Raw genomic sequence first — 14004 nt, 5'->3', positions numbered from 1 at the left:
TGATTTACATCAACGCGGCCGGATAAGGCGCCCGCTGCAAAACTCCGGGCTCATTCAAAAAGTTCCGAACCCGATTTGGGCGGGGTTACCCCCAGGTGCCGGTAAGCGGCCAGCGTGGCGATGCGGCCGCGCGGCGTGCGCTGCAAATAGCCCTGCTGAATCAAATAAGGCTCGATCACGTCTTCAATCGTGTCGCGCTCTTCGCCAATGCTGGCAGCGATGTTGTCCAGGCCGACCGGGCCGCCGTCAAAGCGGTGGATCACGGCTTCCAGCAGCTTGCGGTCCATCACGTCGAAGCCCTGGGGATCAACGTCCAGCATGGCCAGTGCCTTGTTGGCGATGTCCAGGGTGATGTGGCCTGCGCCTTTGACGTCTGCATAGTCGCGCACGCGGCGCAGCAGGCGGTTGGCAATGCGCGGCGTGCCGCGCGAGCGGCGTGCAATTTCAAAGCCACCGTCTTCGTCCATGGGCACGTTGAGCAGGCCCGAGCTGCGCCTGACGATGCGAGCCAGCTCTTCGGCGCTGTAGAACTCCAACCGCGCCACGATGCCGAAGCGGTCACGCAGCGGGTTGGTCAACATACCGGCCCGGGTGGTGGCGCCCACCAGCGTGAAAGGCTGCAGATCGAGCTTGATGCTGCGCGCTGCCGGGCCTTCGCCGATCATGATGTCGATCTGGTAGTCCTCCAGCGCGGGGTAGAGGATTTCCTCGACGACCGGGCTCAGGCGGTGTATCTCGTCGATGAAGAGCACATCGTTTTTCTCAAGGTTGGTGAGCAACGCCGCCAGGTCCTTCGGCTTTTCCAGCACCGGGCCTGAGGTCTGGCGCAGGTTCACGCCGAGTTCGTGCGCAATGATGTGGGAGAGCGTGGTCTTGCCCAGGCCGGGCGGGCCGAACAGCAGCACGTGGTCCATGGCCTCGCTGCGTTTTTTGGCCGCGCCAATAAAAATCTCGAGCTGCTCACGCACCTTGGACTGGCCGACGTACTCGTCAAACAGCTTGGGCCGGAGAGCGCGTTCTATCGCCTCTTCATTGGGCGACGCAGGCGCGGCCGACATGACCCGCTTGGCTGGCGGCACGCCCGACATATCGAAGTCGTCGGTTTGTATGCTCATTTCGCCAGTGCCTTCAATGCCAGCTTGATGCCGTCACTCACACCAATGTCTTTAGGCAAGGCCTTGAGCGCCAGTGCCGCATCGCGGTCGCTGTAGCCCAGCGCCACCAGCGCCTGAAGAATGTCTGACTGCGCATCGTTGGCCACGCTGACGGTGATGCCCATGTCGGCGCCCAGCTTGCCCTTGAGTTCAAGCAGCAGACGCTCGGCGGTTTTCTTGCCGATGCCCGGCACCTTGATGATTCGGCCAGCCTCCTGCTGGGTCACGGCCTGGGAGAGTTCTTCGACGCTCATGCCGCTGAGCACGCTGAGCGCGGTACGCGGGCCGACGCCGGAGATCTTGATCAGCTGGCGAAAGGCGGCCCGTTCGCTGGCGCTGCCGAAGCCGTAGAGAATCTGCGCGTCTTCGCGCACCACAAAATGGGTCAGCAACGAGACTTTTTCACCAAGACCGGGGAGGTTGTAGAAGGTGCTCATGGGCACCATCACCTCGTAGCCCACGCCGTTGCAGTCCACCAGCAGTTCCGGGGGGTTCTTTTCGGCCAGCAGGCCACTTATTCGTCCGATCATGGGCAAATCTTAGCAGTCGTGCGTGTGCCCAACGACTTGAATATGGGGGGACAATCACCCATCTGCCTGCCTTGCTTCAAGGAAAACCCGCTTTTGATCCTCCGCTACACCTTCACCCCGCCGAACAACACCCGCATGGGCCACCTTTGCGGGCCTATGGACTCGCATATCCGCACCATCGAGGCGGCGCTGCAGGTCACGATTGCGCACCGCTTCGAGCAATTCAAAATCGACGGGCCCAAGGTCAAGGCCCAGCAGGCGCTGGAAGTGCTGCAGGCGCTGTATGAAATGGCGCAGCGCCCGATTCCCGAGGAAACCGTGCAGCTGATGCTGGCCGGCGACACCGCGCTGAGCGTGGCGCCGGACGGCGTCATGGCGCTGTCCACCCGCCGCGCCGACCTGCGGGCACGCACCACCAACCAGGGCGCTTACCTGGAAAACATCGCCACGCACGACATCACCTTCGGCATCGGCCCGGCCGGTACCGGCAAAACCTACCTGGCCGTGGCCTGCGCGGTTGATGCGCTGGAGCGGAGCGCGGTGCAGCGCATCGTGCTGACGCGCCCGGCGGTCGAAGCCGGCGAGCGCCTGGGCTTTCTGCCCGGCGATTTGAACCAGAAGGTGGACCCTTACCTGCGTCCGCTCTACGACGCGTTGTACGAGCTCATGGGTTTTGAGCGCGTGCAGAAAGCATTCGAGCGCCAGCAGATCGAAATTGCCCCGCTGGCGTTCATGCGCGGCCGCACGCTGAACCACTCGTTTGTGATTCTGGACGAAGCGCAAAACACCACGCCCGAGCAGATGAAGATGTTTTTGACACGCATCGGTTTTGGCGCCAAGGCCGTGATCACCGGCGATGTAAGCCAGGTCGACCTGCCGCGCACGCAGCTGAGCGGGCTGATCGACGCTGAACGTGTGCTCAAACGCGTCAAGGGCATTGCCATCACCCGCCTGACTAGCGCCGACGTGGTGCGCCACCCGCTGGTAGCGCGCATTGTGGACGCCTATGACGGCTACAAGGGAAAAACCCCGGACATCGACGATGCTATGGATTCGATAGTGCCTGTCGCACGACCCACAAGGACGAAAAGCCGAAATGGCTCTTAAACAACTGACCCTGTCGCTGCAGTTCGGCGACATTCAGGACGCCAAACGCCACCGCGCCGCCCTGCCGCGGCACAGCGTGGCGCGCTGGATTCGCCATGCGCTGGACTGTGACGCCGAGATCACCGTACGTATCGTGGACGCCGAAGAAGGCCAGGCGCTGAACCGCAGCTACCGGCAGAGAGACTACGCCACCAATGTCCTGACCTTCGACTACACGCGAGAGCCCATCGTCACGGCCGATCTGGTGCTGTGCGCGCCGGTGATTGCCAAAGAAGCGCGCGAGAACGGCAAAACATTACAGGCGCACTATGCGCACCTGCTGGTGCACGGCGCGCTGCATGCGCAGGGCTGGGACCATGAGACCAGCGAGCAAGATGCGCAGGCGATGGAAGTGCGCGAGATTGAAATACTGGCAGGTCTGGGCGTCAAAAACCCTTATCGGTGAGTTTTCATGTGCCAAATTGGCAGTTTGCCCATATTGAGCGTGCGCGAGTAGCTATTAAATCAATAGCGGATCCATGCGCAGAGGAATCGTCACCGGCCCGTCATTGACCAGGTGCACCTGCATGTCTGCTGCAAATTGGCCGGTCTCTACCTGCGGATGCGCCAGCCTGGCCTGTGCCACAAAGTAGTCGTAAAGCCGCCGGCCCTCGTCAGGTGCTGCTGCACCGGTGAAACTTGGCCGGTTGCCGGCAGACACATCGGCCGCCAGAGTGAACTGGCTGACAATGAGCAGGCCCCCCGCCGCGTCCTGCACACTGCGGTTCATCTTGCCGGCCTCGTCGGCAAAAATGCGCAGTTTCAGGATTTTGGCGAGCAGCCTGTCGGCCTGCGCATCGGCATCACCGCGTTCTGCACACAGCAGCACCAGCAGGCCGGCGCCGATCTCACCCGTCACCTCGCCGTCCACCACCACACGCGCCTGGCTCACGCGCTGAATCACACTGATCAAATCAAATCCTTTTCATCATCAAAATGCGCTTCCACATCGGAAGGCAGCAACTGGATGGTGGCGCGAAGTCCCGGCACCGCACTCATCAGCGCCTGCTCGACACTGGTGCGCAGCGCCGCTGCGCGGCCGAGAGACCAGCTGCCCGGCATGTGCATGTGAAGATCGACAAAGCGCCGCTGCCCGGAGCGCCGCGTGCTGATGTGGTCAAAGCGAATGGTGGCGTGGGCAAAACCGGCCAGTGTCTGGTTGATCTCGGCCAGCACCTCGGGCTCGACCGCCTCGTCCATCAAGCCCTGCGACGAGCGCCACATCAGGTGAAAGCCCTCCCAGAGAATATTCAGCGCCACACCGATGGCCACCAGGGCATCGAGCCAGAGCCAGCCAGTCAGCGCCACGGCGCCGATGCCGACCACCACGCCCGCCGAGGTCCAGACGTCGGTGACCAGGTGCCTGGCGTCCGCTTCAAGGGCGATCGAGCGATGTGCTTTGGCGGAACGGAACATGAACCAGGCGAGCAGGCCGTTGAGCCCCGAGCTGGCCACCGACAGCACCAGACCCCAGCCCACCTGCTGCAGGGGCTGCGGGTCAAAGATCCTGTGCCCCGCCGCCCAGATGATGGCCAGCGCCGCGGCGATGATCAGCACCCCCTCAAACCCGGAGGAAAAATACTCGGCCTTGTGGTGCCCATAGGGATGATCTTCGTCGGCAGGCCGCTGCGCAATCGTAACCATGGTCAGCCCGAAAATTGCGCTGGCCAAATTGACGAAAGACTCCATGGCATCGGCCAGCAAGCCCACCGAGCCGGTGATGTACCAAGCCCCGGTTTTCAGCACAATGGTGACGAGCGCCACCACCACCGAAGCCATCAGCAGGCGCTGCGGCGTCAGCGATTGCAGGCTGGGCAGCTTCATGAACGGCTCATGGAACGGGCGTATTCAGCTCAGCGTCACGCGCGCAAACTTGCGTTTTCCGACCTGCACCACATAAGTCCCTGCGCCCAGCTTCAGCGCCTTGTCGCTGACCACGTTCGAGTCCACACGCACGCCGCCACCGTCGATCAGGCGATTGCCTTCACCGGTAGAGGCGGCCAGCCCGGCCATTTTGAGCAGTGCGGCAATGCCCAGAGGTGCGCCGGAGAGCGACAGCTCGGGAATCTCATCGGGTACACCGCCCTTGCTGCGATTGATGAAGTCCTGCTCGGCGGCGTCTGCCGCGGCAGCAGAGTGGAAACGGGCCGTGATCTCCTTGGCGAGCGCCACCTTCGCATCTTTCGGATTGCGCCCGCCTTCGACTTCTTTCTTCAACGCGGCGATCTCGGCCTCGGTCTTGAAGCTCAGCAGGGTGTACCACTTCCACATCAGGACGTCGGAGATCGACAACACCTTGGCAAACATGGTGTTGGCGTCTTCGCTGATACCGATGTAGTTGTTCTTGCTCTTGGACATCTTTTCGATGCCGTCCAGGCCTTCGAGCAGCGGCATGGTCAGGATGCACTGCGGCTCCTGGCCGTATTCGGCCTGCAGGTGCCGGCCCATCAGCAGGTTGAATTTCTGGTCCGTGCCGCCGAGTTCCAGGTCGCTCTTCAGCGCGACCGAGTCATAGCCCTGCATCAGCGGGTAGAGGAACTCATGCACGCTGATGGGCGTATTGGCCTTGAAGCGGTCGTGAAAATCGTTGCGTTCCATCATGCGCGCCACCGTGTATTTGGCGGCCAACTCGATCATGCCGCGCGCACCTAACGGGTCGCTCCATTCGCTGTTGTAGCGAATCTCGGTCCGGGCCGGGTCCAGCACCAGGGAAGCCTGGCGGTAGTAAGTCTCGGCGTTGACCTTGATCTGCTCGGGCGTCAGTGGTGGCCGGGTCGTGTTGCGGCCGGACGGGTCGCCGATCAGGCTGGTGAAGTCGCCAATCAGGAAGATCACCGTATGCCCAAGATCCTGGAGCTGACGCATTTTGTTCAGCACCACGGTATGTCCGACATGAATGTCAGGCGCGGTAGGATCCAGCCCCAATTTAATGCGCAGCGGAACGCCCGTAGCCTCTGAACGCGCCAGTTTTGTAAGCCATTCGTCTTGCGGTAGCAATTCCTCACAACCTCGCAAGGTCACGGCCAAGGCTTCCCTGACGCTATCCGTCAGGGGAAATTTTGTAACAAGCTCTTGATTCATAAGGGTTTTTCACATGTCCGGCAGTTGTCTGACAGATATACTCGCTGTTCTGCCGTTGCGGGGCCCCCACGCGGATTGGCCCACAAATTGCAAACCAATTCTAAGTTGTTGCCGCCGTCACTTTTTTAGTGGCAATGACGCTTTCATGATCAGTCGCTATCAGGCTGCTTTTTGCTGCCTGAAGCCTACAACGTTTGGGAATTCCAGTTTTGATCAAGTACAAGAATAATCTCGCGTACGGACTGCAAGCGGTCACCCAGCTCGTACGGAGCCACCCCAAAAGAATCACTTCCACACTCGCTGTCCTGTTGCTGGGTACCGGAGTCACCGCGTTTGGTGTTGCGCCGCTGGCGCCAGACGCCGCAGACCTGCCGGTTCGCCAGATTCTGGAGTCCGTTCAAAGCCTGCCGACCGAAGTGCAGACCGAAGCCCTGGGCAGTTTCCAGTTCAAACTGTTCCGCAGTGAAACCACCCGCAGCACCGACACTGCCGATGCCCTGCTTAAGCGGCTAAATATCGACGACACCGCGGCCGCGGCGTTCTTGCGCAGCGATAGCAACGGCCGCCTTACCCTGATGGGACGTCCGGGCAAAAGTGTGGCGGTTGAAGCTACGGACGGCAACCAGCTACTCAAGTTGACCGTGCGCTGGGCCACCGACGACGAAGAGAAATTCACCCGGCTGGTGGTTGAACGCAAGCCCGACAACAGTTTTTCCTCGCGTGTGGAAACCGCGCCGTACACCAGCTCAACGCGACTGGCCAGCGGCAGTATTCGCACCTCGCTGTTTGCCGCCACCGACGATGCCGGCATCCCCGACGCCGTGGCCGTGCAAATTGCAGAAATTTTCTCCGGCGACATCGATTTTCACCGTGCATTGCGCAAGGGCGACCGCTTCAGCGTGGTCTACGAAACGCTGGAAGCCGACGGCGAAGCCATGCGCACCGGCCGCGTGCTCAGCACGGAGTTTGTGAACAACGGAAAAACGCTGCAAGCCATGTGGTTCCGTGACCCGGCTTCCAATACCGTGGCCGGCGCAGTTGCCAAAGGCGGTTACTACACGCTTGACGGCCAGAGCCTGCGTCGCGCCTACCTGGCTTCACCCATGGAGTTCTCCCGCATAAGCAGCGGCTTCAAGATGCGTTTCCACCCCATTCTTCAAACCTGGCGTGCACACCTTGGCGTTGACTACGCGGCACCCACCGGAACAGCCGTACGCAGCGTCGGCGATGGCATCGTGGAATTTGCCGGTGTGCAAAACGGTTTTGGTAACGTCGTGTTCATCAAACACCGCAACAGCCACACAACTGTCTATGCGCACCTGAGCCGCATTGGGGTGCAAAGAGGCCAGAGCGTGAGCCAGGGTCAACACATCGGTGCGGTCGGCTCGACCGGCTGGGCCACCGGCCCGCACCTGCACTTTGAATTCCGTGTCAACGGCATGCACCAGGACCCGATGAACATTGCCAAGCAAAGTGAAACCATTCCACTGTCCGTCACCGCCCAACCCCTGTTCCGCCAGCTTGCCGGCAACGTCAAACAGCAACTTCAGGCGGCTGCAGACATCACGCAAACGCGCGCTGAATAGTTGACCCCCACGGTCGCTCACTGCGTGTAGCTCCCGAGGCCTTGCAGGCCGCGGCTCGCGAGACGCTTCGCCTCTGTCGCCTGTCCAAAGCTGCTCAAGCAGCTTTGGAGCCGCAGGCTCCAGCCCCTCGGGGCCGCTGCGCCTGCGGCCCGGCAAAGCCGGTTCCGCTCCGCTGCCCCTGCTGGACTTAAGAGCCCTACGGTCGCCACTACCTGTCCGTTCGTCTGCACTTGTCAAAGGACTCCATCTAGCAATCCGTACTTGCGCCGCCTGCGGAGTTGAAGAACCTCCACGGTCCCCTTGCGGTTTAGCCTTTTGCGCATGTACGGCAAAATGTCGCATGGCTGATTACTACATGGGATTGATGTCGGGCACCTCGCTCGACGGTGCAGACGGGGTTCTGGTTGCTTTCGAGAATGGGGCCGCACGCGTCATCGCATCCGCGTCTGCCGATTTTCCCTCTGCCTTCCGTGATGAATTGCTGGCCCTCAATACCGCCGGCGCCAATGAGCTGCACCGGGCAGCCCTCGCTGCCAACCAACTCGCGGGCATCTATGCCCGTGTAGTGCATGCCCTGCTGGCGCAGGCAAGCTCCCAAGGCATCAAGCCCGGCGAGATCCGTGCAGTAGGTGCACATGGCCAGACCGTGCGCCATAGACCTCAGGAGTTCGGGGATGACTCGCTCAGTGGTGGTGTGAGTGCGGGCTACACGCTGCAACTGAACAATCCGGCCCTGCTGGCCGAGCTGACGGGGCTTGCCGTGGTTGCCGACTTTCGCACAGCAGACCTCGCGGCAGGCGGCCAGGGAGCGCCGCTGGTGCCCGCGTTTCATCACGCATTTTTCGCCCGACCCAAGCGACATATTGCTGTTCTCAACATAGGCGGCATCAGCAACCTCACGCTGCTTTCCGGAAGCAACAAAACCAACATACAAGGCTTTGACTGTGGCCCCGGCAACGCGCTGATGGATTTCTGGTGCGCGCGGCATACGGGGGCCGGCTATGACGCCGGCGGGAGCTGGGCCGCCTCAGGCACCCCCATCCCGGGGCTGCTGTCCAAATTGCTGGACGCCCCGTATTTCGCGAAGGCGCCCCCGAAAAGCACGGGACGCGACTTGTTCAACCCCGCTTGGCTGGCCACGCAACTCCAGGGGTTTGAGCAAAGCGCGCCACAGGATGTACAAGCCACCCTCACCGCACTGACCGCCCAGGCCTGCGCGCGCGACCTGCTCCGCCACGCGCCTGGCACGGAAGAATTGCTGGTGTGCGGCGGCGGCGCATTGAACGACGAGCTGATGCGCCAGCTTGCGCTGGCCCTGCCTGGCGTGCCTGTCAAGTCAACGGCGGCACATGGACTGCCGCCCCTACAGGTAGAAGCCGCCGCGTTTGCATGGCTCGCACATGCCTGGCATCAGCGGCAACCAGGTAACCTGGTGGAAGTGACAGGTGCGCGTGGCCCCCGGGTGCTGGGCGCGTTGTATTTGGCCCCCACAGTTGCTCACTGCGTGTAGCTCCCGGGGCCTTGCAGGCCGCGGCTCGCGAGACGCTTCGCCTCTGTCGCCTGTCCAAAACTGCTCAGGCAGCTTTGGAGCCGCAGGCTCCAGCCCCTCGGTGGCCGCTGCGCCTGCGGGCCGGCAAAGCCGGTTCCGCGGCCCTGACTTGAAATGAAGATCCCCTGCTCGCCTACTGCTCCGCCGCTGGGCAGCGACCATAAAAAAGGACCCGAAGGTCCTTTTTTCGCCTGCTGGCAATATCTCAAGCCGAGAAGCTTGAGCCACAGCCGCAGGTGCTGGTGGCGTTGGGGTTTTTGATCACAAACTGAGCACCTTCGAGGTCGTCCTTGTAGTCGATCTCGGCACCAACCAGGTACTGGTAGCTCATCGCGTCAATCAACAGCGACACGCCATTTTTGGTCATGGTGGTGTCGTCTTCGTTGGTGATCTCGTCAAAAGTGAAGCCGTACTGGAAGCCGGAGCAACCGCCGCCCTGCACAAACACGCGCAACTTCAGGTCCGGATTGCCCTCTTCGGCAATCAGGTCCGCCACCTTGGCCGCTGCACTGTCGGTAAAGACAAAAGGGGCAGGCATTTCGGTGGGAATGGTTTCAGCAACAGCGCTCATGGGGACTCCGTTTCAACTCAATTCGATTAATAGTACAGCAATTTGATCAACCATAAGGCCCACGCTGGTTTGAACCCAGTGGTGAGCACTTACCTCACAAAGGCCTCAGCCGCTTTAGCCGTTATTGGCAGCCAGCGTGAGGAGGGGTTTGTCGCTGACCTCATGATTGGTAGGTCGCAACTGTCCAAAGATGACGGCGCCTTGATGCATTTCAAGCGCCTTGTAGGCCACATCGCCCTGGATCTTGGCTTTGGGCTGCAGCTCCAGGAGTTCCGCAGCATGGACCGGCCCCATGACACGGCCATTGATGATGACGTGATCGGCATAGATGTGGCCCGTGACACAGGCCGACTCGCTGATCACCAGAATGCTGGGGCTGCCTTCATTGGCGCGGATATCACCAATCACTTCACCATCGATACGCAAACCGTCGGTGAATTTAAGGTTGCCTTCAATACAGCTGCCTTGAGCAATCAGGCTTTTGATGGGGGGTTGCGCTTTTTTTCCAAACATGGGGAATTCCTGTGATAAAGATTACAACTTAGTGATCTGCACGGAACGAACCACAGTTCCCTCAATCAGCTTGGCTGTAACAGTTTGTACCACGGCTTGGGGGGGCAAGTCGAGGACACCATCCACGCGACGGTACTGTTTGAACTGTAAAGTTTGTGCGCCCCCCGGCAGGCCAACTGTCCATGGCTTTCCGGCCAAGGTTCCATTTACCGTCAATTCCAGCTTTCCGTTAAAAACCGGCGCGTCCCTGACAGGCTGAATCACGAGTACCTGCCACTTGAGTTGCATTCCGGAAAGCATCTCGGCCTGCAGGCCCCGAATGGCCGCGCTCTCTGCCCCGCCAGCCGGCAGAAGCTTCTCGAAAAAGCCAAGGTCATCACGCAGCAACCGGTTTTCCGACTCCAGCTGCCTGATCTGGCCCATCATCTTCTCCTGCGCGGCTTTTTCTGCCGTCAATAGGCTGCCCGAAATATTGGCCACCGATTGCGATTTGTCGCGCTCCGCGCGCAGCGCCGAAACTTCTTCCCGCAATTTACCCAGTTCGAGCTTCGCATCTTTGTCGAGGCCCGCAATACTGACGCCCAGCTCGAAAGTCCACAACGCGATAGCCGCCGAAAAACCGAGCATCATCGCGCCCAGCGCCCAACGCAGTGGCCACGGCAAGGAAGTGCGGATGGCCACGCGCGGCGAACTGATGGTCAGGCGGCGGCGAAACAGGCGAAATTTCAAAAACGGCCCTGCATTTTTTGACTGGGGGAGTGCATTGTGCACTCAGACGCTCCCTACGTCGGCACGTCATGGAAAGCAGCGGTAAGGATTTGCATCTCCAACTCCCACGGCAAATCCGGCGCGGCCATGAAAAAAGCCGCCAGGAATAAACCAGGCGGCTTTTCGGGAACAGCAAAAGCGGATTAGCGCTTGCTGAACTGCTTGCGGCGGCGTGCCGAACGGAAACCGACCTTTTTACGTTCGACTTCACGTGCATCGCGCGTGACAAACCCGGCCTGGCTCAGCACCGGCTTGAGGGTGGCGTCATAGTCGATCAGCGCGCGGGTGATGCCGTGGCGCACTGCACCGGCCTGACCGGACTCGCCGCCGCCGTGTACGTTGACCATGATGTCGAAGGTTTCGGCATGGTTGGTCAGATACAGGGGCTGCTTGCAGATCATGATCGAGGTTTCACGACCGAAGAAGGTCTGGATGTCGCGGTCGTTGACCGTGATCTTGCCAGTGCCTTTTTTGATAAACACGCGGGCGACGCTTGATTTGCGACGGCCGGTGCCATTGTTCCATTCACCAATCATCTCAAGGCTCCTTAAATTTCCAGCACTTTAGGCTGTTGGGCGGTATGCGGATGCTCTGCACCACCGTACACCTTGAGTTTTTTGATCATGGCGTAACCGAGCGGGCCCTTGGGCAGCATGCCCTTGACGGCTTTTTCCAGGGCACGGCCCGGGAACTTGGTTTGCATGTCGCGGAAATTCGTGGCCGAGATACCGCCGGGGTAACCCGAGTGGCGGTAATAGATCTTGTCAGTCGACTTGGCGCCGGTGACACGAAGCTGGGCTGCGTTGATGATGACGATGAAGTCACCTGTATCGACGTGGGGCGTATAAATGGCCTTGTGTTTGCCGCGCAAACGGAGAGCAACTTCGCTGGCTACTCGTCCGAGGACCTTGTCGGTCGCGTCAATCACAAACCACTCATGCACCACGTCAGCGGGTTTTGCGCTGAAAGTTGTCATGGTTTACTTTTAAAAGTTGGTTTGAGCAGCCCTTTTCCACGGTCGGTGTTTCTCTGATGGAAACCTCTTAGGTGGGGTTCAAGCTTCGCCGCGGGGCCAGCCAATCGCTGCGAAGCCCACGATTATACAAAATCGGGAGCTCTAAGGGGTATTTGGGGCAGCAACGACGCCCAAACCGCTGTTCCAACGGTTGTTTCCGCCTCTTTCCGGCTTTTTTTTGGCTACAAGCCTTCAGAACGGCGGCTATTTTGCAGGCGGGCGTTGTTTTCTACGCACACTGCAAGCGTGGCCATCTCTGGTTTCTGGCATTGGCGGAAGATGCACATCGGTCGGGTCATGAAGTTACTGTCGGCGCACAGAGCCACCGGATCCCCCGGCGCGGCTCGTTGTGGCGCTTTCACGCGTTCCGGCACGGCTGTCGTGGCCACCGGCACCACCGGCGGCGGATTAACCACCTCCGCCGGGGCATTTTTCTTCGTTGTCACCCGCCGGGCCGGTGTCACCGGGTTGGGTGACGAGGACGGAAGTGGCTGAACGACGGAAGCAGCTGGCACCTCCGGCACAGCGACCGCGGGCGCGGCCACGGAGGCAACAGCAAGCACGGGCTGCGGAGCATTAGCGGGCACTGCCTGGCTTGCTGGCTGGCCCTCTGCGGCGGAAGGAACCACCTGCGCCGCAAGCCTGCCGTCGGGAGAGCGGCTGCCCCGCCCAAGCATCAGACCCAACACGAGGGCGACGGCCGCAACAGCCAGTACCCCGGCGCCCAGGCGCCAGGATCGGCCAGACCGGGTGACAACAGGAGCAGGAGGAGTTGGTGACGGTGCGGCAACCTCGGCCGCCACCTCCGCCACCGGCACGGGCGGAGCAGGTTGACGATGGACAGTGGCGACCTTCCTCCGAGGGACCGACAAGGGTTGCGTCGGGCCGTCATTGCGTGCCGGAACCATGTGTTGCTGACCGGGCACAGATGGCTCCATGGGCAAAGGCCCCGACACAGACACACCGGGTGGCGCCCAGATGGGGCCGAGTTCGGCACGCCAATCGAACCTCGACATGCCATTGGGGGTCTCCAGCGCCATGGCCTGCACCATGGCCGCCACGGTTTGGGGACGGTCCCTGGCATCAATCGCCAGCGCCTGGCCCATGGCCTGAACGAATGCCGGGGAATAACCCAGGCCGAACTGCTCCTGCACCGTGCGAGCGACGCGCGAGAACGACGGCAGACGGTCACGCACGGCCCGGAAAGTGGCCGGCAATGGCGGCTTGTTGCAAAGCAAACCATGCACCACGGCGGCAAGTGCGTACAGATCGGTCCAAGGGCCCTGCCGCATGTCCGGCGCACCGGCGTGCTGCTCCAGCGGCGCGTAGCTCAATTTGAAGGCATCGGTCAGGTCCTGGGTCTTGCCGCCCATGACGTGCCGCGCAGCGCCCAGGTCCAGCAACACCGGAGGGCCAAAATCCTGCAGGAAGATGTTGTCCGGCGAGACATCCCTGTGCACAGCGCGACCCTGGTGCAGGGTCTTGAGCGCGCCAAGCACCCCCCACAGCACCTTGCGCAGCCAGGCTTCGGTAGGAGGACTTCGCATCTGCATGCGCGCCGCCTGCAACGTGATGCCGCGGTAAAACGGCATCACCATGTAGGCTGTCTGGTGTTCTTCCCAATAGCGGAAAACCTTCACCAGGGAGGGATGGTCAAACTGTGCCAGCAAGCGCGCCTCGGTCACAAAAGACTGCAGTCCGGCATGAAAGGCCGCCTGGTCTGCAGGATCGCGAACCGTCACTGCGCCGTCCGCACCCCGGCAGGCAAGCGCCGAAGGCATGAACTCCTTGATGGCCACCGGCCGCTGCAGCGAGTGGTCAAACGCCTGGTAGACCATGCCAAAACCACCGACCCCCAGCAAACCCAGCAGTTCGAACTCGGCCAGGCGTGTTCCCGCCGGCAGGGCATCAACATGGGTGATCAGGGAAACAGGGGTTGGACTGGGGGAAACGGTCATGGACAGCAAAAATCGTTGGACCGCAATTAGGCATGGCCGTCAGGCTTGCGTCAAGGCAACTTGGCACGCAAAACGACGCGCCTGTCAGGATTGTGTTGCCAATTGCAAGCGCGGCGGCGCGCGGAGAAGACGG

The 14004-nt window shown here is 61.1% G+C and carries 15 protein-coding genes; 4 read left to right on the top strand and 11 right to left on the bottom strand.

The genetic code is table 11. From position 1 onward, the window contains the following. Positions 1 to 50: 50 nt before the first annotated feature. Positions 51 to 1115, bottom strand: a complete 1065-nt coding sequence (ruvB, locus tag B0B52_RS08705; protein ID WP_077593224.1) for a Holliday junction branch migration DNA helicase RuvB — start codon at positions 1113 to 1115, stop codon at positions 51 to 53. After that, a complete protein-coding gene (ruvA, locus tag B0B52_RS08700; protein ID WP_077593223.1) occupies positions 1112 to 1684 on the bottom strand; it encodes a Holliday junction branch migration protein RuvA in 573 nt (190 codons plus the stop codon). Before ruvA ends, ruvB begins: the two co-directional genes overlap by 4 nt. A gap of 93 nt (positions 1685 to 1777) precedes the next feature. On the opposite strand from ruvA, the gene B0B52_RS08695 reads away from it, so the two are divergent. Further along, on the top strand, positions 1778 to 2791 hold the full coding sequence (locus B0B52_RS08695; protein ID WP_077593222.1) for a PhoH family protein: 1014 nt from the start codon (positions 1778 to 1780) through the stop codon (positions 2789 to 2791). Continuing rightward, positions 2781 to 3236: an rRNA maturation RNase YbeY gene (ybeY, locus tag B0B52_RS08690; protein ID WP_077593221.1), complete on the top strand. Its 456-nt coding sequence runs from the start codon at positions 2781 to 2783 to the stop codon at positions 3234 to 3236. The genes B0B52_RS08695 and ybeY overlap by 11 nt, the downstream gene beginning before the upstream one ends. 54 nt (positions 3237 to 3290) lie before the next feature. Here the strand turns inward: ybeY and dtd are convergent, their stop codons facing one another. Genes dtd through tyrS form a run of 3 tightly spaced genes read right to left on the bottom strand, consistent with a single transcriptional unit; the run spans position 3291 to position 5911 of the window. Then, complete coding sequence (dtd, locus tag B0B52_RS08685; protein ID WP_077593220.1) at positions 3291 to 3743, bottom strand: D-aminoacyl-tRNA deacylase; 453 nt, start codon at positions 3741 to 3743, stop codon at positions 3291 to 3293. Beyond that, positions 3740 to 4654 (bottom strand): cation diffusion facilitator family transporter, encoded by a 915-nt coding sequence (locus B0B52_RS08680; RefSeq protein ID WP_077593219.1) that lies wholly within the window; start codon positions 4652 to 4654, stop codon positions 3740 to 3742. Before B0B52_RS08680 ends, dtd begins: the two co-directional genes overlap by 4 nt. 24 nt (positions 4655 to 4678) lie before the next feature. After that, positions 4679 to 5911 (bottom strand): tyrosine--tRNA ligase, encoded by a 1233-nt coding sequence (gene tyrS, locus B0B52_RS08675; protein ID WP_077593218.1) that lies wholly within the window; start codon positions 5909 to 5911, stop codon positions 4679 to 4681. A 209-nt stretch (positions 5912 to 6120) separates the two neighbouring features. Between tyrS and B0B52_RS08670 the strand changes: the two genes are divergently transcribed. Then, a complete protein-coding gene (locus B0B52_RS08670; protein WP_077593217.1) occupies positions 6121 to 7497 on the top strand; it encodes a M23 family metallopeptidase in 1377 nt (458 codons plus the stop codon). A gap of 340 nt (positions 7498 to 7837) precedes the next feature. Then, a complete protein-coding gene (locus tag B0B52_RS08665) occupies positions 7838 to 9007 on the top strand; it encodes an anhydro-N-acetylmuramic acid kinase (protein ID WP_077593216.1) in 1170 nt (389 codons plus the stop codon). Between the two features lie 244 nt (positions 9008 to 9251). On the opposite strand, the gene erpA is transcribed toward B0B52_RS08665, so the two are convergent. The 6 genes from erpA to B0B52_RS08635 form a co-directional block, all read right to left on the bottom strand. Then, a complete protein-coding gene (gene erpA, locus B0B52_RS08660; RefSeq protein WP_077593215.1) occupies positions 9252 to 9617 on the bottom strand; it encodes an iron-sulfur cluster insertion protein ErpA in 366 nt (121 codons plus the stop codon). Positions 9618 to 9731: 114 nt separating this feature from the next. Continuing rightward, entirely contained in the window at positions 9732 to 10130 is a 399-nt protein-coding gene (locus tag B0B52_RS08655) for a polymer-forming cytoskeletal protein (protein ID WP_077593214.1), read from the bottom strand. Positions 10131 to 10151: 21 nt separating this feature from the next. Then, entirely contained in the window at positions 10152 to 10859 is a 708-nt protein-coding gene (locus tag B0B52_RS08650; RefSeq protein WP_077593213.1) for a DUF6776 family protein, read from the bottom strand. A gap of 182 nt (positions 10860 to 11041) precedes the next feature. Beyond that, positions 11042 to 11434 carry a 30S ribosomal protein S9 gene (gene rpsI, locus B0B52_RS08645; protein ID WP_077593212.1) on the bottom strand — a complete coding sequence of 131 codons (393 nt, stop codon included), beginning with the start codon at positions 11432 to 11434 and terminating at the stop codon, positions 11042 to 11044. A gap of 11 nt (positions 11435 to 11445) precedes the next feature. Beyond that, positions 11446 to 11874 carry a 50S ribosomal protein L13 gene (gene rplM, locus B0B52_RS08640; RefSeq protein WP_077593211.1) on the bottom strand — a complete coding sequence of 143 codons (429 nt, stop codon included), beginning with the start codon at positions 11872 to 11874 and terminating at the stop codon, positions 11446 to 11448. A 221-nt stretch (positions 11875 to 12095) separates the two neighbouring features. Continuing rightward, positions 12096 to 13871 (bottom strand): serine/threonine-protein kinase, encoded by a 1776-nt coding sequence (locus B0B52_RS08635; RefSeq protein WP_077593210.1) that lies wholly within the window; start codon positions 13869 to 13871, stop codon positions 12096 to 12098. Positions 13872 to 14004 lie beyond the last annotated feature (133 nt).

This window comes from Polaromonas sp. A23, assembly GCF_002001015.1.
In the GTDB taxonomy this organism is placed as follows: Bacteria; Pseudomonadota; Gammaproteobacteria; order Burkholderiales; family Burkholderiaceae_C; genus Polaromonas.
The sequence above is the reverse complement of the archived record's forward strand: the minus strand, read 5'-3'. Positions and strand labels throughout refer to the sequence as shown.